The sequence below is a fragment of the Aquiflexum lacus genome, from assembly GCF_015476655.1.
Taxonomy (GTDB): domain Bacteria; phylum Bacteroidota; class Bacteroidia; order Cytophagales; family Cyclobacteriaceae; genus Aquiflexum; species Aquiflexum lacus.
On the sequence record NZ_JABFHF010000015.1, the window covers coordinates 74,384 to 94,437 of the forward strand.

At 39.8% G+C, this 20,054-nt stretch carries 15 protein-coding genes; 9 read left to right on the forward strand and 6 right to left on the reverse strand.

Annotated elements, in window-relative coordinates; all coding sequences use genetic code 11:
- The first annotated feature begins 62 nt into the window (after window positions 1-62).
- The 3 genes from HMJ38_RS14445 to HMJ38_RS14455 all read left to right on the forward strand — a co-directional run bounded on the left by HMJ38_RS14445 (window position 63) and on the right by HMJ38_RS14455 (window position 5,112).
- On the forward strand, window positions 63-1,991 hold the full coding sequence (locus HMJ38_RS14445) for an ABC-F family ATP-binding cassette domain-containing protein (RefSeq protein ID WP_194975122.1): 1,929 nt from the start codon (window positions 63-65) through the stop codon (window positions 1,989-1,991).
- 47 nt (window positions 1,992-2,038) lie between these two features.
- Complete coding sequence (locus HMJ38_RS14450) at window positions 2,039-3,304, forward strand: type IX secretion system plug protein (RefSeq protein ID WP_194975123.1); 1,266 nt, start codon at window positions 2,039-2,041, stop codon at window positions 3,302-3,304.
- Between the two features lie 239 nt (window positions 3,305-3,543).
- Window positions 3,544-5,112, forward strand: coding sequence for an L-serine ammonia-lyase, iron-sulfur-dependent, subunit alpha (locus tag HMJ38_RS14455; RefSeq protein WP_194975124.1), 1,569 nt, complete (start codon window positions 3,544-3,546; stop codon window positions 5,110-5,112).
- An 8-nt stretch (window positions 5,113-5,120) separates the two neighbouring features.
- Here the strand turns inward: HMJ38_RS14455 and HMJ38_RS14460 are convergent, their stop codons facing one another.
- The gene (locus tag HMJ38_RS14460) at window positions 5,121-6,593 is read right to left on the reverse strand and encodes a sulfatase (RefSeq protein WP_228780063.1); all 1,473 of its coding nucleotides are present in this window, start codon (window positions 6,591-6,593) and stop codon (window positions 5,121-5,123) included.
- A gap of 277 nt (window positions 6,594-6,870) precedes the next feature.
- Here HMJ38_RS14460 and HMJ38_RS14465 point away from each other — a divergent pair, with 277 nt between their 5' ends.
- Entirely contained in the window at window positions 6,871-8,433 is a 1,563-nt protein-coding gene (locus tag HMJ38_RS14465; RefSeq protein ID WP_194975169.1) for a sulfatase family protein, read from the forward strand.
- 12 nt (window positions 8,434-8,445) lie between these two features.
- On the opposite strand, the gene HMJ38_RS14470 is transcribed toward HMJ38_RS14465, so the two are convergent.
- Window positions 8,446-9,318, reverse strand: coding sequence for a dienelactone hydrolase family protein (locus HMJ38_RS14470; RefSeq protein ID WP_194975125.1), 873 nt, complete (start codon window positions 9,316-9,318; stop codon window positions 8,446-8,448).
- A 249-nt stretch (window positions 9,319-9,567) separates the two neighbouring features.
- Here HMJ38_RS14470 and HMJ38_RS14475 point away from each other — a divergent pair, with 249 nt between their 5' ends.
- The 4 genes from HMJ38_RS14475 (at window position 9,568) to HMJ38_RS14490 (ending at window position 14,791) form a co-directional block, all read left to right on the forward strand.
- Window positions 9,568-12,279 (forward strand): M14 family metallopeptidase, encoded by a 2,712-nt coding sequence (locus HMJ38_RS14475; protein ID WP_194975126.1) that lies wholly within the window; start codon window positions 9,568-9,570, stop codon window positions 12,277-12,279.
- Between the two features lie 169 nt (window positions 12,280-12,448).
- Window positions 12,449-12,877 (forward strand): hypothetical protein, encoded by a 429-nt coding sequence (locus tag HMJ38_RS14480; RefSeq protein ID WP_194975127.1) that lies wholly within the window; start codon window positions 12,449-12,451, stop codon window positions 12,875-12,877.
- 11 nt (window positions 12,878-12,888) lie between these two features.
- The gene (locus tag HMJ38_RS14485; RefSeq protein ID WP_194975128.1) at window positions 12,889-13,233 is read left to right on the forward strand and encodes a hypothetical protein; all 345 of its coding nucleotides are present in this window, start codon (window positions 12,889-12,891) and stop codon (window positions 13,231-13,233) included.
- Window positions 13,234-13,339: 106 nt separating this feature from the next.
- Complete coding sequence (locus HMJ38_RS14490; RefSeq protein WP_194975129.1) at window positions 13,340-14,791, forward strand: PhoPQ-activated pathogenicity-related family protein; 1,452 nt, start codon at window positions 13,340-13,342, stop codon at window positions 14,789-14,791.
- A gap of 206 nt (window positions 14,792-14,997) precedes the next feature.
- On the opposite strand, the gene HMJ38_RS14495 is transcribed toward HMJ38_RS14490, so the two are convergent.
- The 4 genes from HMJ38_RS14495 to HMJ38_RS14510 form a co-directional block, all read right to left on the reverse strand.
- Window positions 14,998-15,843: an OmpA/MotB family protein gene (locus HMJ38_RS14495; protein WP_194975130.1), complete on the reverse strand. Its 846-nt coding sequence runs from the start codon at window positions 15,841-15,843 to the stop codon at window positions 14,998-15,000.
- A 375-nt stretch (window positions 15,844-16,218) separates the two neighbouring features.
- Complete coding sequence (locus tag HMJ38_RS14500; RefSeq protein WP_194975170.1) at window positions 16,219-17,619, reverse strand: NAD(P)(+) transhydrogenase (Re/Si-specific) subunit beta; 1,401 nt, start codon at window positions 17,617-17,619, stop codon at window positions 16,219-16,221.
- Window positions 17,619-17,936, reverse strand: a complete 318-nt coding sequence (locus tag HMJ38_RS14505; protein WP_194975131.1) for an NAD(P) transhydrogenase subunit alpha — start codon at window positions 17,934-17,936, stop codon at window positions 17,619-17,621. Before HMJ38_RS14505 ends, HMJ38_RS14500 begins: the two co-directional genes overlap by 1 nt.
- 2 nt (window positions 17,937-17,938) lie before the next feature.
- The gene (locus HMJ38_RS14510; RefSeq protein ID WP_194975132.1) at window positions 17,939-19,063 is read right to left on the reverse strand and encodes a Re/Si-specific NAD(P)(+) transhydrogenase subunit alpha; all 1,125 of its coding nucleotides are present in this window, start codon (window positions 19,061-19,063) and stop codon (window positions 17,939-17,941) included.
- A 162-nt stretch (window positions 19,064-19,225) separates the two neighbouring features.
- Between HMJ38_RS14510 and HMJ38_RS14515 the strand changes: the two genes are divergently transcribed.
- The gene (locus HMJ38_RS14515) at window positions 19,226-20,017 is read left to right on the forward strand and encodes a polysaccharide deacetylase family protein (RefSeq protein ID WP_228780066.1); all 792 of its coding nucleotides are present in this window, start codon (window positions 19,226-19,228) and stop codon (window positions 20,015-20,017) included.
- Window positions 20,018-20,054 lie beyond the last annotated feature (37 nt).

A 20,054-nucleotide genomic window follows, 5' to 3' on the forward strand; every position in this document is an offset into this window, starting at 1 on the left:
ACTTTACTTTTATTATTCCTTTCGAAATCCTTTATTAATGGCAGAATAGTTATTTTTGCAGCATGTTATCAATCAGTAATCTTTCATATTTCATCGGCGGCAGGGCTTTGTATGAAAATGCTTCCCTGCATATCAAACCAAAAGACAAAATCGGACTCGTCGGACTCAACGGTACCGGTAAGTCTACCTTATTAAAAATCATCAACGGTGATTACCAACCTTCCTCCGGTGAAGTACAAAAAGCCAAAGGAACAACGATAGGTTTTTTAAATCAGGATTTGCTTTCCTATCAATCCGAAGACAGTATCCTGGATGTGGCATTGGAGGCGTTTAAGGAGACCTTAAAATTGCAGGAAGAAATAGATGCTGTCCTCAAGCAAATGGAGACAGACTATTCAGATGAAGTCATCAATAAACTGGCAAAGCTTCAGGATCAGTTTGAGGCCAATGAAGGTTATACCATTAAAGCCAAAGCAGAAGAGGTATTGGAAGGAATTGGTTTCAATACCAAAGACCTCATCAGACCTTTAAAAACTTTTTCGGGAGGCTGGAGAATGCGGGTGATGTTGGCCAAATTACTTTTGGAAAAACCGGCACTCCTGATGCTGGATGAACCTACCAACCACTTGGATTTACCATCAATTCAATGGGTAGAAAACTACCTCAAAAACTATGAAGGAGCCGTAGTGGTTGTTTCCCACGATCAGGAGTTTTTGGATAATTGTATCGATACCACTGTGGAAGTTTCCAATGGGACGCTGACGACTTACTCCGGAAATTATTCTTTTTACAAAGAGGAAAAAGTGGAGCGGATGGAAATTCAACAGAATGCTTATGAAAACCAACAGCAGATGATCAAACAAACGGAGCGTTTTATTGAGCGTTTCCGTGCCAAAGCCACCAAATCCAATCAGGTACAATCCCGAATCAAAGCCTTGGACAGGTTGGATAGGGTCAATGAGGTTGTAGATGACAACATTTCCGTAAATTTCAAATTTAGATTTTCACAAAAATCAGGTAGGGATGTAGTCGTATTGGACCATGTATCCAAGGCCTATGGGGATTTGGTGATTTTAAAAGATACTACTGCCAGAATTGAGAGGGGAGATAAAATTGCCCTAATCGGTGCAAATGGAAAAGGTAAATCCACTTTGTTGAGAATCATAGATGGTACAGAACCGATCAAGGGAAAAAGGGAGCAGGGACACAATGTAATCAAATCCTTTTATGCACAGCATCAGTTGGAAGCTTTGAACGTGGACAATGAAATCTTGCAGGAAATGGTGCAGGCAGGATCCAAGAAGACCGAAACTGAGTTAAGGAATGTTTTGGGTTGTTTTCTTTTCACCAACGAGGATGTATTCAAGAAAATCAAGGTCCTTTCAGGTGGTGAAAAGTCAAGGGTAGCGTTGGCCAAAACCATGATTTCAGAAGCTAATTTCCTGCTTTTGGATGAACCTACCAACCACTTGGACATGCAGTCTGTCAATATCCTGATTCAGGCCATGGAGCAGTATGAAGGAACTTTCATTACAGTTTCCCACGACAGACATTTTATCAGAGGGGTTGCCAATAAAATCTGGTATATCGAAAACAATCAGATAAAAGAATATCCGGGTACTTATGATGAATATGTCTTTTGGAAATCCCAACAAGACCTGATACCTGCAGAAACAAAAAAATCTGATAATATTCCAAAACCAGAAGTTAAAAAAAGGGAATTCAATCCTACTGAAAGCTTACAGGCCAAAAAAGATCTCAAGAAGAAAGAACAGGAGCTAGAGTTGATTGAAGAAAAAATCCTTGAGTTGGAGGAGAAGAAAAAAACGCTTGAGGCTCAAATGGCTGACAGTGAAGTCTATGAAGACAATGAAAAACTCGCTCGAATAAATCAGGATTATAATGATTTGAAAGAAAATGAAGCAAAGTTAAATACCGATTGGGAAATTTTGGTAGAAGAAATTGGCCAACTTCAGGATACCATTTCCTGATTTTGGCATAGTTTTTTATATTGAAGCCAATTAAAACCTAAAGTATAATGCAGATTAGAATTTTATTGCTACTTTCAATTTGGACTTTTTCATTATCCGCTTCGGCCCAAAAGGTTTATGAGGATCGTGTTTTTGAAGAGAATATCCAATCCGTTAGGTTATTTCCGCGTTCAGGTGAATTTGCAGCACAAATGAACTCTCCTGTTATTGAGTTGAACGGTGGTGTTCTCAACTTAACTTTTGATGACCTCGCTTACGATCCTGATATGTATTCAGTAAAAGTGATCCATTGTAATTTTGACTGGACACCTTCTGACCTCAAAGAACCGGAGTATCTGAATGAATACAATGAATTCAATATTCTTGATTACAATTATGCAATTGATACCAGAGTCCCCTATATCCATTATAATTTTGTCACCCCAAGGGTTACCAAATCCGGTAATTATGCCTTGATTGTTTACAGAGGGAGAGACCAAAATCAGGTAATTTTGACTAAAAGGTTTATGGTATTTGAGAAAATAGCCAATATGGCGGCAAGAGTAGTACCGCCTAGCCAAACAGAAAATAGGAGACAGGTGCAGCAGATCAATGTTAACCTGAACTACAAGGCCCGTGAACTTTTCGATCCAAAGAATAATCTTCGTGTCATGATCCGCCAAAATCAACGATGGGATAATAGCAGGGTTCTTGGTAATCCCACCATGATCAGAGAAGATTCCAAGATGATTGAATATCAGCTTTTTGATGGCAGCAATGTTTTCTGGGGTGGCAATGAATTCAGGTTTGTGGATCTGAGATTTGTCCGGGCCAAAGGGATGAATATTGCATGGGTCAGAATGGAAGATGATATCGTCTATGCAGAGGCAGTCGTCGACAAGCCAAGACCACAGGGAGTTTATTCTGAATACTTGGATATGAACGGGCAGTTTGCCATTATGAACCTAGAGCGTCAGAATCATGAACGCGAAAGCGAATACATGTTGGTCACCTTTAATTTGGCAGCTGAAAATCTAAAGCAGACCCCATACATCATCGGGGCGCTTACCCAATGGGGAAATGAACCTTCATCCAAAATGGTGCTCGATAAAAAGACGAACACCTATCAAGCCACTTTATTGTTGAAGCAAGGATGGTATGATTACCAATATGCTTTCAAGACGGAAGAAGGATGGGACATGAGTTCTTTTGAGGGTAATTATTTTGAAACGGAAAATGAATATGAGGTATTCGTCTATTACAGGGACATGGCCTCAAGGTATGACGAATTGATCAGCTACCTGAATCTGAATCCAAATAAAAGAAGACTTTGATTTTTTTGGGTTGGTATTTAAAGGTATGAGGCAATTTAACTCCATTGAAGTAAAGATATAAGCACTGTCAACAGTAATCGAATAGATGGTGCATCTTTAGGGATAGGTCAAATTGAACGCATCATCCGTCATCCGACATCTGACAATTTATTAAATAAAGGATTCTCCTTACAAATAAAGCGAGTAACCAAACAATTTTTTTTCTTATCTTCATATGATTATTATCAAATATCAATCCTATGAACTTTCCAAGTATTTTCAATGATGTAGTAGGACCGGTAATGAGAGGTCCCTCAAGTTCACATTGTGCAGCTTCCTTAAGGATAGGCAGAATATGTCATGATTTGATGAACGGAAGAATTTCTGAAATTGAAATTGACTTTGATCCTAATGGTTCCTTGGCCACCACCCACAAAGAACAAGGCTCAGATATGGGATTATTTGGTGGGTTTTTGGGTTGGGAGGCTTATGATGAAAGATTGGTCAATGCCGAACAACACATTGGGGCAGCTGGAATAAAGGTAAAGATCAATATCAAAGATATTAAAGCGGATCACCCCAACACGTATAAAATTTCCCTTTCAAACCCTTGGGAAACGAGAAGCTTAATAGCCATTTCCACGGGTGGAGGGATGATTGAGGTGATAGAAATTGATGGAGCGGAGGTTTCCTTGCAGGGGGATAGTTTCCTGACTTTGATTTATACTACAGAACCACAAAGAATTCAGCAATATCTTGGTGAAAACGGAACTTTTGATAGTATAAATTTACATTCAGGTGATCATGATTTTATTGAGATTAAGTCAAGGGAATTTCTGGATAAAACTTTTTTGGATGAGCTATTGGCAATGGAAGAGGTCAGCCATATCAAAAAAATCAGACCTGTTTTACCGATCCTTTCCGGAAAGAAACAAAATGTCCCATTCATTACTTGTGATGAAATGTTGGCCTACAATAAGGATAGAAATTTAAGTCTTTGGCAATTGGCTGCAAAATATGAAAGCGAGCGGGGGAATATTTCGGAGGAAGAAGTCCTTGACAAGATGAATGACATCCGGAAAATACTGAAGAATGCTGTAGAAACAGGGTTGAAAGGTACCAAATTCGAGGACAGGATTTTGGGTCCACAATCGGTGAAATTTAAATCCATGATGGAAGACAGAAAGTTGGTAGATGGTGATGTCCTCAATAGAATCATTATGTATGTCTCCGCAATCATGGAAGTAAAAAGTTCCATGGGCGTGATAGTGGCAGCACCTACCGCGGGCTCTTGCGGTGCAATGCCGGGGGCAGTTTTAGGTGTTGCGGATTCTTTGGGCTTATCAGATGAAGAGACGGTAAAGGCATTGCTCATTGCAGGCTTGATAGGTGTTTTTATTGCTGCTCATTCCACATTTGCCGCGGAAGTTGGCGGATGTCAGGCTGAATGCGGTTCTGGTTCCACCATGGCTGCTGCAGCAATCGTGTATTTGGCAGGAGGTAATGTAAATCAAAGTATTTGCGCCGCATCCATGGCACTGCAAAGTTCCCTTGGAATGATATGTGATCCAATAGGAAACAGGGTAGAGGCCCCATGCCTCAATAAAAATGTAATGGCTGCTTCCAATGCACTTTCATGTAGTAATATGGCATTGGCTGATTATGACCATCTTATTCCATTGGATGAAGTGATCGAGACCATGTACGAAGTTGGTAAAAGTATCCCCAATACTCTTAGATGTACAAATTTGGGTGGGTTATCCATTACCAAAACCGCGAAAGAAATCGAACGGAAGCTTGGTCAGCAACATTTTTATAAGAGTTGTTGAGAATTTATTCATTGTTCTATCCTCCTTTCCGGTAGTCTGGCTTTGGTATTCTGAAGCCAATCCATCAGTTTGTTTTTAAGGTAAGTTGATTTTTTATTCTCTTTTGCAGAAAGGTCGTTTCTTTCTCCAAGATCATTATTAAGATTATATAGTTCGATCCTATCGTCTTCATAAAAATAGATCAACTTCCAGCCATCCTCCTGAATCACCGAACCAGGATTTCCGCCCTGATTGCCATAGTGCGGATAGTGCCAGTAAAGTGCCTCTCTCGATATTGATCCGGATGGGTTATGAAGTAGAGGGGATAAACTCACACCATCCATTTCCCCGTTTCCTATAAAGCTTTCTTTCAATCCTGCCAATTCAACTAATGTCGGGTAAAAATCTATACTGATGACGGGCGTATCGTTTTCAATCCCAGCAAGGGTATGATCTTTCCAGGAAATGATCATTGGAACTCTGATTCCTCCTTCATACAACCAACCCTTACCGGCTCTGAGTGGAAGGTTAGATGTTGGACTTCCTTCTGCAGTAGAAAGACCACCATTGTCTGAGAAGAAAACAATAATGGTATTTTCCAATAAATTATTCTTTTCCAGACTTTCCAACACTATCCCTACTGCGGTATCCATGGCTTCTACCATACCGGCATAGACAGCATGGGCTTGTGTGGTTCTGTTCTTGTTTGCATATTCAGGATTGAACTCGTCCGTCAGGTTTAATTTGGACCGCTTCCTAAGGTATTTCAGTTCGAGTTCTTCCGTCGTCATCAATGGAGTATGTACCGAATAAAAAGATAGATAAGCGAAAAACGGATCTTTTTTATGGCTATCGATAAAAAAAGCGGTTTCCTGCGCCAATCTTAAAGGTAGGTATTCCCCCTCCGGACCATTTTCCATTCTAGGGTTGTCATAGGGTGAAAAGTATCTATTTCCACCATATGGGCCTCCTCTGTTGGTTCCACCGATATTGATATCAAATCCCTGATGTTCGGGCCAGTATTCTTCAGTTTCCCCCAAATGCCACTTGCCGGCAAAGAAGGTTTTGTAACCGGCATCTTGAAATGCCTCTCCGAGGGTATACTCCTCTAAAGCCATATTAGGACTGTACTCGGCTGGGATCAAGGGTTTGTTTTTTGTCCAATGGTTTTGATAATTCCAGGGCTGCGGAGCGCCAAACCAATCTGTATAATAGGTTTTGGATGGATATTTCCCCGTCATGATACTTGCCCGGGTTGGAGAACATACAGGAGATGCTGTATAAGCATTAGTGAATTTTATCCCGTTTTTGGCCAATCGGTCAATGTTCGGAGTTTCGTAAAATTCACTTCCATAAGCGCCGACATCTTTCCAACCATAATCATCAACTAGAATGAATAATACATTTGGCTTTTCCCCCTGCTGAGTATATCCAATGGAGTTTATACAATATAGCATGATGGCAAGAATCAAGGAACTGTATATTTTGGGCTTTGTCATCATTAATGGTCTTTGATTTAATCAATATTAAAGTGATTTTTTCTTCTTATCAATAAATTGCGCAAACTATCTTGAGAATTTGGATTTATCACTTTCCTATACGTTCTTTTAGGAAGAAGTCGTGGGAAGAATTGCAAAATGATTTAAAAAATATACAATGCTAAATCACCTAACCTTAAAATAAATAAAAAGAAGACCGAAGACGGAAGACAGAAGTAACTTGTTTAATGACGAAAATTTTTAAAAGCTAATAATGAACCCATTTAAATACTGAACTATGATGAGAAACAAAAGATATATTAATTGTTTGGCAAGTTTGGCCATCATTCTGTTATGGACTGCTTGTCAAAGCAATGAAATTTCTAATAAGACCGAAGCAAAGCGTCCCAATATCGTCATCATCTATATGGATGATTTGGGATATGGTGAATTGAGTGCTTACGGTGCTACCGAATTGCAGACACCTAATATGGACAGATTGGCAAATGGAGGGATGAAATTCACCAATGCCTATGCTACATCCGCTACCTGTACACCAAGCAGGTACGCATTGCTGACGGGGGTGTATCCTTGGAGAAATGAAAATGCCAAAATCTTAGCAGGCACTGCCCCGCTATTGATAGATGTGGATCAGATGACAATTCCGAAAATGCTGAAGACCAAGGGCTATCATACCAGTATCGTTGGTAAATGGCATTTGGGTTTGGGTGATGGGAATGTGGATTGGAACCAAAGAGTTTCGCCTGGTCCAAATGAAGTTGGGTTTGATTATGCTTATATCATGGCAGCGACACAAGATAGGGTGCCTACTGTTTACATTGAAGATGGTCATGTAGTGGGTCTTGAAGGAGATGATCCTATTCTGGTGGATTATGACAGTAACTTTGAAGGGGAACCTACCGGTAAAGACAACCCTGAACTTCTCAAAATGATGTGGCACCATGGACATAACAACAGTATTGTCAATGGTATTCCTAGAATCGGATTTATGAAAGGTGGAGAAAATGCCAAGTGGATTGATGAAGATATGGCAGATGAATTTCTTGAAAAGGCGCAAGATTATGTTAGAGGAAGGAAGAATGAGACAGATCCGTTTTTCTTGTATTTTGCCATGCAGCAGCCACATGTGCCGAGAACACCACATCACAGGTTTGTAGGCACTTCAGGTATGGGGCCTCGGGGGGATGTAATTTTGGAGGCAGATTGGAGTATTGGCGAATTGATGAAGACCTTGGAAGAAGAGGGATTGTTGGAAAACACTCTGGTCATTTTTTCATCTGACAATGGACCTGTATTGAATGATGGTTACTATGATGATGCTGTGGAAAAACTGGGAAATCATAAACCTTGGGGTCCATTAAGAGGAGGGAAGTACAGTCTTTTTGAAGCTGGAACAAGATTGCCCTTTGTGACTTATTGGAAAGGAAAAATCAATCCGGGCATATCGGATGCCTTGGTCTCTCAATTGGATTTACTCACTTCATTATCCAAGTTAGTTGGAAGTGATATTGACACGGAGGACAGTATGGATATGTTGGCAGTTTTGATGGGGGAATCAGATGAAGGAAGAGAAGACTTGATCCTTGAAGCCACCACCCGAACAGCACTTAGAAGTGGAGATTACGTGATGATTCCACCTTATAGCGGGCCGGCTGTTAATACATTTGTCAATATTGAATTGGGGAATAACAGTGAATATCAACTTTATGATATTAAAAAAGATCCTGGACAAATAAATAATCTTGCTGAATCAAATCCTGATTTACTCGAAAAACTCAAGCAAAAATTTGAGGAACTGAGAGGGATTGAATACGGCAAAATTGAGCAATTGGAATTGAAATAAATAATTGGGTTTTCAATTTCCAAACCTCCCCTTCAAATAACCCAAAGCCATTCCATAAGCTTCTTCTGTCAATTCAGGGTCGTGCTTTGGATTGGAAGGGTTGGCAAAGCCATGGACACCAGGGAAGATCTTATATTCCAGCTCTTTTCCTGCTTTATCCATAGCCGTGGCAAACTCCTCTATTACTTCCTTGGATATGTTTTGTTCAGTAGCAAATAGGCCCAGAACATCTGAATTCAGTTTTTTCAATTGTGCAACATCTCTAACGGGCATACCATAATAAATGACGGAACCGACGTTCTGACTGCCCAATAACAAGGCGGATTTCAGTGACCAACCTCCTCCGAAGCACCAGCCAACATTGGCGATTTTAGCATCTTTTCCTGCAAAGTTTTTTCCAGCTAAAACGATGTTTTCCAGCCTTTTTTCATCTGTTCCTCTCATAAAGCCCATGGCCTCCTGTGGATTTGCAGTTACATTGCCGTCATACATATCCAATGCCAGTACATTTACTTTTCCACCAAGATCATTGTAAAACTTCTCTGATTCTTCTTTGATGTTGTCATTTAACCCCCACCATTCTTGGTAAACAAAAAGCCAGTGATCGGAAGGTTCTTTGGCTTTTAAGAAATAACCCTCGGCATCTTTTCCATCCGGTGCAGAAAATGAGATCATTTCACCCATTGGATTGAAATCAAAAGGAACAGGGGCAGGGTGAAAAGCGACAAATTTGGGATCATCCAAAAAGGCAATCATTTCTGATGGGCCTGTATTTGTATGGCAAATGGTAATGTCATCAATAACTACCTCGGGATTTGAGGAAATGACCTTCCAACCAATCAGGCTGAATATGATCAAGTTGAAGAAAATTATTATTTTGTACATGATATTTGGTGTTTAGTTTCAAAGAAGATTTGATGGAGAAACATTTAAAATGAAATTCTGTTTTTTTCTTAATCCATATCTAAATTAAGTAATTGTGCGATGACTTCATAAAAATAGTCCACAATAGGAGTTTCCACTATTACCAAAGCCGAACAAATACCAATCAAACCTTTTTATTTCCGATCAAAAGGCCTCTTTTGTTTTGGAAGGATAGCTGATGTATTTTTAGAAAAAGCTAATCAATATTTTATGATGAAAAAAATATACTTATCCCTTGTATTGGCAATTTGTACAAGCGCTTTTGTTTTTGCACAAAAGATTCCGACTCCCAAAGAACATTTTGGTTTTGAGATCGGCGATGACTACAAATTGGCCACATATACCGCTACCGATGCCTATTTTAGAAAAGTAGCAGAGTTATCCGATCGGGTAAAATTTATTGAAATCGGTCCTACGGAAGAGGGTAGACAGATGCCGATGATGATCATTACGTCTCCGGAAAACCACCAAAAACTGGACCGTTACAAAGAAATCTCCCAACTTCTAGGTCGAGCAAAAATCACTGAAGATGAAGCCAAAATGCTTTCATTAGAAGGGAAAGCAGTAGTTTGGATTGATGGCGGTCTGCATTCTACTGAAACTGTTGGATCCCATCAGATGATTCCAACTTACTATGATCTTGTGACCCGAAATGATCCTGAGAATATGCGTATCCTCAATGACCTGATTATTTTGATGGTACATACCAATCCTGATGGTCATGAGATCATTACCAATTGGTACATGGGACCTGAAGATGTTGAAAAAAGAAATATGAGATCTCCCTATATGTACCAAAAATATGTGGGACATGACAATAACAGGGATTTTTTCATGAATAACATGAAGGAAACCACCAATACTTCCCTTCAACAGTATGTGGAGTGGTTGCCTCAGATCATTTATAACCACCATCAGACTTCTCCTGCAGGAACTGTTGTGGCAGGTCCGCCATACCGTGATCCTTTTAACCATGTTTTTGATCCTTTGATCATGACAAGTTTGGACGGGGTAGGTGCTGCCATGATCAACAGGCTGAATATCGAAGGAAAACCTGGATATACCCGATTGGGAGGTTCTGTGTTTTCTTCTTGGTGGAACGGAGGACTTCGTACTACTCCTTATTTCCATAACATGATCGGAGTCTTGACCGAGACCACGGGTGGACCGACACCTTCTGAAATACCTTTGGTGCCAGAAAGATTGATCCCAACCCATGCCACTCCTTATCCGATAGAGCCACAGTCCTGGAATTTCAAAAAATCAATCGATTATTCAGTATCCATGAATTACGCGATTTTGGATTTTGCCAGCAGAAACTCTGATGCGCTATTATACAATATCTACAAAATGGGTAGAAACAGTATTGAAAGAGGAAATATGGATCATTGGACCAAATATCCAAAAAGATCCGCAGCCGTTCAGCAAGCATTTGAAGATTCCAAAGCCAAGAAATCAACTGATGATCCTGAAATGGCTTATTATGGCATGAGGAGTGGGTTACCTGTTCAGTTTTTCGATTCAGTATTTAAGGATTTGAATTTGAGAGATCCCCGAGGGTTTATTCTTTCTTCTGATCAACCTGATTTTCCCACTGCCATAAGATTCGCCAATGCCCTGATCAAATCAGGCATTCAGGTCCATCGTGCTACAGAGGCCTTTACAGTTTCAGGAAAAAATTATCCTGAGGGTTCGCTTGTTTTTAAATCTGCACAAGCATTCAGACCTCATTTATTGGATATGTTTGAACCACAGGATCACCCCAATGATTTTGAATATCCTGGGGGACCTCCCAAGCGTCCTTATGATGCAGCAGGTTGGACATTAGCCTTCCAAATGGGTGTGGAGTTTGATAGGATATTAGATGGATTTGATGGGCCTTTTGAAGCATTACCTTATGGGGAAGTTTTGGATTTCCCGGCAACAAGAGTTCCAGGAGGATCTGTTCTGATCGATGCAAGGGCTAACAATGCCTTCATCGTCGTCAATGATTTGTTGAAAACAGGGGTAAATGTTTCCCGTACCACAAGCACAGTTTCTGGATTACCTGCGGGAAGTTTCTTCGTGTCCGGAGGAAAAGCCATTTTGGAAAAAGCTGCAAAAGATTATGGTGTAAAAATGATTTCTGCTTCAAGGCCTTCAGGGTCAGTTCCTGTAAAGCCTGCCAAAGTAGCCTTGTTTGACCACTATGGAGGTTCTATGCCATCAGGCTGGGTGAGATGGATGTTGGAACAATACAACTTCCCATTCCAAGTGATTTACCCTAAAGATATTGACTCCGGAAATCTGAAAGCAAAATATGATGTGATTTTATTTATTGGCCCTGGTGCACCGGGAACAGTCAGAAGTTGGGGTGGTCAACCGAAAGAAGAGGACATAGATGCGCAATACCATAAACTTCTAGGGAATCTCACCAAAGACAAATCTGTCCCTGAATTGAGGAAATTTATGGAAGATGGCGGAAGCGTGGTAGCCGTTGGTGCCAGTACTTCCTTGGCTTACGATTTAGGTTTGCCCGTTACCAATGCACTCATGGAAACAATGGCAGATGGGAAACAAAGAAACCTGCCGGGTGATAAGTTTTACATACCCGGAAGTATCTTAAAAGCAAGTCTGGATGCCAATCATCCAGCAAACTGGGGAATGGGTAGTACAGCTAATATGGTGTACAACAACAGCCCTGTCTTCAACTTGGCCCCTGATGCATTGATGCAAGGAGTCAAACCATTGGCTTGGTTTGGCACAGAATCACCCTTGGTGTCTGGTTGGGCATGGGGAGAGTCTTACCTGAGAAATGGAGTAGTGGCTTTTGAAGCACCTATCGGAAAAGGAAAATTATACGCTTTCGGCCCGGAGATTACATTCAGAGCTCAGGCACATAATACCTTTAAGCTGCTGTTCAATCAGTTGTATGTGAAATAGGAAATTATTGAACCACAAAAGAATTTTAAGAATCGATTTAAAAATGGCATAAAGGGATTTTCCTTTATGCTATTTTTTTTCCAAATTAGTAAAGCATTTGAAAAGAGAGTGTCCTGAATATTCTTGAGTTACTATTTTTATCAAACCTGAAGGCTTCAAAAATTATTAAATGGATTATTTTGTAAATTTTGCTAGTTTTTTTTCGAATGTGATGACCATAATTGCATCAGGTTTGGCAATATTTTTATTTTTCAAGAATAGATCCAAAATAAAATCTGCTTTCAATTTGCTTCTTTCATATACATTTCAATTGTCAATATCTGAGTTGAAAAATAAAATCGAACGTTTAAATGACTATAATGTAAATTCGGATGAAGGTAAACAGGCCATTATTGAAATCTTACACGAAATTCAGGGCCAATTTCAAGGGAATGAAAAATTAAGGGGGTTGATGGATAAACAATTCATGAAAATAAAGGATTTTAATGAATTCCCTTTCAATCTAAGTGAACCAAAAAAAAGAAGTTTGGTTAGTGAATTAAGAGAAAGTTTGAGAAATTTAGAATTGGATCGGTTCAAAGATCTTAATCAAGACTAAAGGAGGTTAAAATGAAAATTATACAGGTTTTGAACTCAATTATTGAGAAAAAAGAAAAAATTTCTAATGTTAAACCAAATGGAAATGCATATTTCTTTTTATTTGATGGAGAATTTAAATGGGCAATTGAAAGGGATAATAGCGGGGTTTATGCAGTATATTTTTTTCCTTCAAATGAGTTATTAATTGATCAATTTTCAAATCCACTTGTTTGGATGGAAGAAGATTATGTTAAGTATTCTACCGAAGAGTTGAAATCTAAAGAAGCATTTGAAACTTTTAAGGATTTATATCAAGTTGTTATAGACAAAGTATTTGATATAGATAAAATGTTCGATAAGATAATCAGTGCATAATTTGAATTTCTAAAATAATTCTAATATAGGCACTAAAAAAAAGTCACTTTTGTGCCTTTTTTATTTTTTAACTACCTTTTGAATTGAACTCAACCCAAAATAATATATGGTCAGGAAATTTAATGAAATAATCCTCAAAGGATTAATTCCAGCTTTTTTTATTTCAATATTTTTGAGTTGTCAGACACAGAATGCGGATGTGGAGATCAGCACTTTAGAAAGGTCGGCAACAATCCTCAAAGACTATGTCCATGCTGAAGACCCTACTTTTAGGTATGAAATAATTCATTCCCTTGAGGGGGAGGGATTCGACTATCATGTGGCAAAAATGTATTCTCAGCATTGGCTCAAAAATGATATCGTCAATGAAACCGAATGGTGGCACTATGTCTCGATGGTGATTCCAAGAGAAACCCAGCATGAAACAGGTATGATGTGGATTGGAGGAGGAAGTAAAAACTCCAAGATTCCTGAAAAACCGGATCCAATAATCTATGAAGCCGCATTACGCACCAATTCCATTGTTGCCCAGATCCACAATGTCCCTTTTCAACCTTTGGTATTCGCCAATGATACTTTTGGCGAGCGTTATGAAGATGCCATCATAGCCTATGGCTGGAGAAAGTTTTTGGAAGGAGGGGCCAAAGATGAAGATGCCATTTGGTTGGCAAGATTGCCCATGACACGGGCAGTGAAATTGGCAATGGACGTGGTGACTGAAATCTCCGAAGAAAAGCATGGGAAAACGCTGGAAAAATACGTGGTGGCTGGTGCCTCAAAAAGAGGTTGGACCACTTGGACCACAGCGGCAGTGGATGATAGGGTAGTGGGTATGGTTCCTGTGGTGATTGATTTACTCAATATTGTGCCATCATTTCAGCATCATTGGCGGAATTATGGTTTTTGGGCCCCAGCTGTGGATGATTATGTGCGGGAGGGGATAATGGATTGGATGGGCTCCATAGAATACGAAAGACTTTTGGAAATCACCGAGCCATATTCTTATTTGGAAGAATATAAGGACATTCCCAAATTATTGATCAACGCTGCAGGAGATCAGTTTTTCCTTCCAGATAGCTGGAAATTTTATTGGGACGAACTGGTTGGAGAAAAGCATATACAATATGTCCCTAATTATGGTCATGACCTCAGTGAGTCAGATGCCTTTCCCAATTTGATTGCTTTTTATGCTTCAATCCTGAATGATGTTCCAAGACCGGAATACACTTGGTCAGTCAATGACAATAGCATAGAAATCACCACTGACCCAAACCAAAAACCTGCTTCTATCAAGTTATGGTCTGCTACAAATGAGGAATCAAGGGATTTTAGAATCGATATATTAGGACCTAAATGGACATCTTCTGAAATTCTAATCAACGAAAGTGGAAAATATGAGGTGGAGTTGAAAGAACCTGCAAAAGGTTATTCAGGATACTTTGTAGAAATCACCTATCCAGGAGAAGCGCCTATCAAGTTCACCACAGGAGTGGAAGTGCTGCCAAAAACTTATCCATTTGAACCTTACAAGGCTGAAAATGCAAGAGGGAGTTTTTAGAAGACTCTAAAATTATTGCTAAATTAAAATTCGGCTTTTTACCAGTTGAATTAAGTCAGATATAAAAAAGGTATCTTCTTTCATTGAACTGACAAGGAGAGATCTTTTTCTTTTTTAATTCAAGTAATTGAAAAAATTACATCCAATAGGTATATGAATAAAAATAAGAGGGGGACAGGCACGTCGCGTCTTTCCCCCTCTTATTTTTATTCTATCATTGCAAAGAATTTGTCAAGATCAGGAATCAAAACGATTCTTGTTCTTCTGTTTTTGGCCATATTGTCTTTGCTGTCATTTTCCACCAGAGGAATGTAGCTTGCCCTACCGGCTGCAATCAGTTTCTCTGGAGCTACATTGTATTTCTTCTCCAAAATCCTGACGATCGAAGTTGCTCTTTTTACACTCAGATCCCAGTTGTCCTGAAGATCTACTGTTTGGATTGTCCTTGGATCAGTATGTCCTTCAATCATGACTTCCAAAGAAGGTTCAGAATTGATCACCTCAGCAAGTCTTTTCAATAATCCATCTGCATTACGGGATACCTGATAACTTCCTGTGTTGAACAACAACCTGTCTGAAACATTGATCATTACCACAGTCTTGTCAATATCAATCTGAATATCATCTTCCTGCTCCAATGAACCATCTGAAATTGATTTCTTCATGTTATGGGCAATAGCGAGATTGATGGAATCTTCCAAAGTCTGTGCTTGGGCTAACAATTCTTGATCTACATGAGTGAGGGTTGCTTTTAATTTTTCTCTTGTAATATTGGACATTGGCGTCTTACCCTCAAGGGAGAATTTGGCATCGCTTTCGGATCTTAAGGAATTGATACGGGCATTGTACTCTTCAACCCTGGCTTCGATTTTACCCATTTTGTCTTCAAGGACTCTTTTTTCTTCTTCAAGCTTTTCCTTTTCAGTTCGGGTGTCGGCAAGCGTAACTTCTGTTTTGAACAGATCATTCTGTAATTCCACATATTTCTTTTTAGAAACACATGAACCGGCCAAAATAGTGACCGCAATAGCATAAATAAATACTTTTTTCATTGTTGGTAAAGTTTTTTCTTTTTCAATGCCAAAAATGAAGCCATTTAAAACAACGCTGTCTCAATACATCATAGAAATGGTATAAATACCTTTATTTAGTCTCAATACACCTGTTAAAACCAATAAAAAATAAAGGCATGGGTTGTATCCCACGCCTATGATTTATAAAATTTCAGGTTATTGAATTACAGCTTCATCTATTTGTCTTTCTGAACAAGGGGTTCATTTAAAAACAGATTTTTATTTAGGAAAGAATCCCCCAAAGCTAGTTCAGAAGCACATAACCTTATTCCAAATTTTAACCCCCTTCTTTGTACTTTGTACATAGTACTTGGTACAATCCCCTATCCCTCATCCTTTCTCCTTCATCCTTCCCTAGACTTCCTTCACCTCTGCTGTCAATTTCTGCAAGGAGTCCTTGGCATCTCCAAAGAGCATTCTGGTTTTGGGATAGAAGAAAAGTTCGTTTTCAATTCCTGCGTAACCTGAAGCCATACCTCTTTTGAGAATGATCACATTTTTGGCCAAATCCACATCCAAAATCGGCATACCGTAAATAGGAGAGGTGGGATCATTTTTTGCAGCAGGGTTGACCACATCATTGGCGCCTATGACAACCACTACGTCTGTATTGGCCAATCTAGGGTTGATTTCTTCCATTTCCTGTAATCTCTCATAAGGCACATCGGCTTCTGCCAAAAGTACATTCATATGGCCCGGCATTCTACCGGCAACAGGGTGAATGGCGTAACTGACTTCGACACCCTTTTCTTCCAGTAGTTTTTCCAGCTCGTGGCACACGTGCTGAGCTTGAGCGACAGCTAATCCATAACCCGGTACAATCACTACACTTTGAGAATATGAAAGCAATACTGCTGTGTCTGAAATGGTGATTTCGCGGACAGTTTGGTCGCTGCTGCCTGTTTTGGCTGCTCCCGGAGAACCAACTCCAAAAGCGCCCAATAGCACATTGGTCAAGGATCTGTTCATTGCCTTGCACATCAATATGGTCAGGATAGTGCCCGCTGAACCTACCAAAATCCCACCTGTCAACATGGCTTTGTTGCCATAAAGGAATCCGCCAAATGCAGCGGCCATTCCGGTAAAGGAATTAAGCAAGGAAATCACAACCGGCATATCTGCACCACCTATCGGCATTACAAAAAGAATTCCATAAATAAGCGCGATGCCAAGTAATGCGTAGAATAACAATGGATCAGACCCATTGAACATTTGGATTCCTATCAGGATAATGATCACTGCCAATAAAAACATATTGATCGCCTGATTCATAGGAAGAACTTTGTCCTTGATTTTCCCCTCCAACTTTCCATAAGCAATCATGGAGCCTGCAAAAGAAACTGAACCGATCAGAAGTCCCAAAAGCATCACCAACAGTTCCCCGTCAAATCCTGTTACAGTAGCATGCTGATGGTGTTGGAATTCTATGATGGCGATCAATGCAGCGCATGCGCCTCCCATTCCATTGAAGAAGGATACCATTTGAGGCATGGAAGTCATCTGCACCTTTTTGGCCATAACTGTGCCGATACCTGTACCCACAGCAAGTCCCAAAAATATCAAACCATAATTCAGACCTTTACCTGAATCAAATTCCTGGTACAAAGTCAGTGTGGCTACAATAGCAATCAGCATACCGGCAGCGGCGATTAGGTTTCCTTTCCTCGCGCTATCAGGGTGGCTGAGCATCTTCAATCCCACTATAAATGTGAGAGAAGCAATCAGATAGGTGATCTCCAGAATATTCAGACTTATCATGATTTCTTGGGTTTTTTCTTAAACATTTCCAGCATCCGGTCTGTGACCACAAAGCCGCCAATTACATTGAGCATCCCGACCACGACAGCCAAAAATCCTACCGACAGTGCCAAATAATTATCAGGAGAAGCTTGTAACATGACAATGATCGCCCCGACCACTACCACACCATGTATGGCATTAGCTCCTGACATCAGCGGGGTATGCAATATGGCGGGGACATTGGAAATTACTTCCACCCCCAACAAAATGGCCAAAACAAGGAAATATATCATCTCCATGTTATTGCCTAGGTATTCCAATAATAATTCCATGATTAAGTGTTTAGCATTTGAACGATTCTAGAATTGACAGGATTTCCATCATGGCACACACAAGTACCTGCTACAATGTCATCTTCAAAATTCAGGTTTAAGCTGCCATCTTTTATGATCAGTTTTAAAAAGTTCAGGTAATTTTTCCCATACATCTTGCTGGCATCCTGTGGCATATTGGCGGCGAGATTTCCAACACCTACAATCCTGACGCCATTGACCTCTACAGTTTGGTCAGGTTGTGATAGCGCACAATTTCCACCTGAGGATGCTGCCAAGTCGATGATGACCGACCCAGGCTTCATAGCCCTTACGGTCCTTTCTTCCACCAATTGAGGAGCTTTCCTACCAGGAATCTGCGCTGTGGTGATGATTACATCAGCCTTCATGGCGTGTTCATGGATGGTATCCTTTTGTTTTTGAAGGTATTCTGCAGATTGTTCTACTGCATATCCTCCGGCACCTTTGTCTTCAGTAGCACCTTCCACATCCACGAATTTGGCTCCAATTGAAAGGACTTCCTCCTTGGCAGCCTGCCTAACATCAAATGCAAAAACCGCAGCCCCTAATCTTTTGGCAGTAGCAATGGCCTGAAGTCCTGCGACTCCTGCACCAAGGATCAATACCCGGGAAGGAGTGATACTACCGGCCGCTGTCATAAACATTGGAAAAAACCTTGGAAGCAGATCAGCAGCCATCAGAACAGCCTTATATCCCGACACAGTCGCCATGGAAGAAAGTACATCCATCGCTTGGGCACGGGTGGTTCTTGGAACCAGTTCCATACTGAATGCCGTTCGTTTTTCCTGAACCAGATAATTGGTGAGCTCCGGATTGAACAATGCATTAAGTTGTCCCATTAGGACTCCTGCAGGTTTCATTTTTGATATCTCCTCCTGAGCAATGGGCTGAATACCCAGAATCATGTCGGATTGTTGCAAAATCTCTGCTCTTTGGTGAATTTCTGCACCGGCCTCTTTGTAAAGTTCATCTGAGGCATAGGCACTAGCCCCAGCATTGTTTTCTACCCAAACCGAAACTTTCCAGCTGATCAAAGTTTTTACAGCTTCAGGTAACAATGCTACCCGGGCCTCGGTTGTGGGTTCTTTTAAAATCCCTATAATCATTGCTTTTTAGGATAAAGCGAGAAATATTTTTGAATATAAATTTGAAGTCATGAAACTATTAAAAAGAATCGAAAATGAAAGTTTTTTTATATGTGCAGTTTAATATTTCGGTTATTTATTTTAATTACACTTTATATTCCAGCAAATATTTGTTTGATATGTATGCAGAAATTTAATGCCACTTATTATCATATTACTTTAGTGATTCTAATGCAATGCATTGCTTCCACGAATCTTATTGGCCAAGGAAACTATCACTATGGGGCAATTGTTCGTGGTGATTCCAATGAAAAGAATATAAGTTTGATTTTTACAGGACATGAATTTGCGGAAGGTGGTGAAGATATTTTGAATACGCTAAATCAGTTTGATGCCAAAGGTTCATTTTTTTTAACAGGAGATTTTTATAGGAACCCTGATTTTGAGACTTTATTGATCAGAATGAAAAAAGAAGGACATTACCTAGGAGCCCATTCGGACAAACATCTTTTGTATTGTACTTGGGAAGACAGGGATAAGCTTTTAGTAAGTAAAGAGGAATTTTTTAATGATCTAAAAGCAAATTATAAGGAAATGAAGCGATTTGGGATAAGTTTTGAGGATGCACCTTACTTTCTACCGCCCTATGAATGGTACAATGATAGCATCAGCCATTGGTCAAAGAGTTTAGGATTACAATTGATCAATTTTTCCAGCGGAACACGAAGCCATGCAGATTACACTGACCCATCCATGGGTAATTATGTTTCTTCAAGAGCTATTTTTAAAAGTATTCAAGAGTATGAAGCTAATTCATCTACAGGACTTAATGGCTTTTTGTTGTTGATGCATGTTGGGGTAGGTGAAAAAAGAAAAGATAAATTTTACGAAATGCTACCCGAGTTACTGCATTGGCTGGAAGATAATGGATATTCTGTAGTGCCTTTGAAAGACTTGTTGGGAGTGGGAGAATGAAAAGAAATTTTTTTTGAAAACTCACTATACTTGATAA

Excerpts from the sequence above, each read along its gene's own strand:
- HMJ38_RS14515 (WP_228780066.1), top strand. The coding sequence starts at position 19,226 with ATGCAGAAATTTAATGCCACTTATTATCATATTACTTTAGTGATTCTA.
- HMJ38_RS14470 (WP_194975125.1), bottom strand. The coding sequence starts at position 9,318 with ATGTACAAAATAATAATTTTCTTCAACTTGATCATATTCAGCCTGATT.
- HMJ38_RS14460 (WP_228780063.1), bottom strand. The coding sequence starts at position 6,593 with ATGATGACAAAGCCCAAAATATACAGTTCCTTGATTCTTGCCATCATG.
- HMJ38_RS14485 (WP_194975128.1), top strand. The coding sequence starts at position 12,889 with ATGAAAATTATACAGGTTTTGAACTCAATTATTGAGAAAAAAGAAAAA.
- HMJ38_RS14465 (WP_194975169.1), top strand. The coding sequence starts at position 6,871 with ATGAGAAACAAAAGATATATTAATTGTTTGGCAAGTTTGGCCATCATT.
- HMJ38_RS14445 (WP_194975122.1), top strand. The coding sequence starts at position 63 with ATGTTATCAATCAGTAATCTTTCATATTTCATCGGCGGCAGGGCTTTG.
- HMJ38_RS14495 (WP_194975130.1), bottom strand. The coding sequence starts at position 15,843 with ATGAAAAAAGTATTTATTTATGCTATTGCGGTCACTATTTTGGCCGGT.
- HMJ38_RS14490 (WP_194975129.1), top strand. The coding sequence starts at position 13,340 with ATGGTCAGGAAATTTAATGAAATAATCCTCAAAGGATTAATTCCAGCT.
- HMJ38_RS14455 (WP_194975124.1), top strand. The coding sequence starts at position 3,544 with ATGAACTTTCCAAGTATTTTCAATGATGTAGTAGGACCGGTAATGAGA.
- HMJ38_RS14480 (WP_194975127.1), top strand. The coding sequence starts at position 12,449 with ATGGATTATTTTGTAAATTTTGCTAGTTTTTTTTCGAATGTGATGACC.
- HMJ38_RS14505 (WP_194975131.1), bottom strand. The coding sequence starts at position 17,936 with ATGGAATTATTATTGGAATACCTAGGCAATAACATGGAGATGATATAT.
- HMJ38_RS14450 (WP_194975123.1), top strand. The coding sequence starts at position 2,039 with ATGCAGATTAGAATTTTATTGCTACTTTCAATTTGGACTTTTTCATTA.
- HMJ38_RS14510 (WP_194975132.1), bottom strand. The coding sequence starts at position 19,063 with ATGATTATAGGGATTTTAAAAGAACCCACAACCGAGGCCCGGGTAGCA.
- HMJ38_RS14475 (WP_194975126.1), top strand. The coding sequence starts at position 9,568 with ATGATGAAAAAAATATACTTATCCCTTGTATTGGCAATTTGTACAAGC.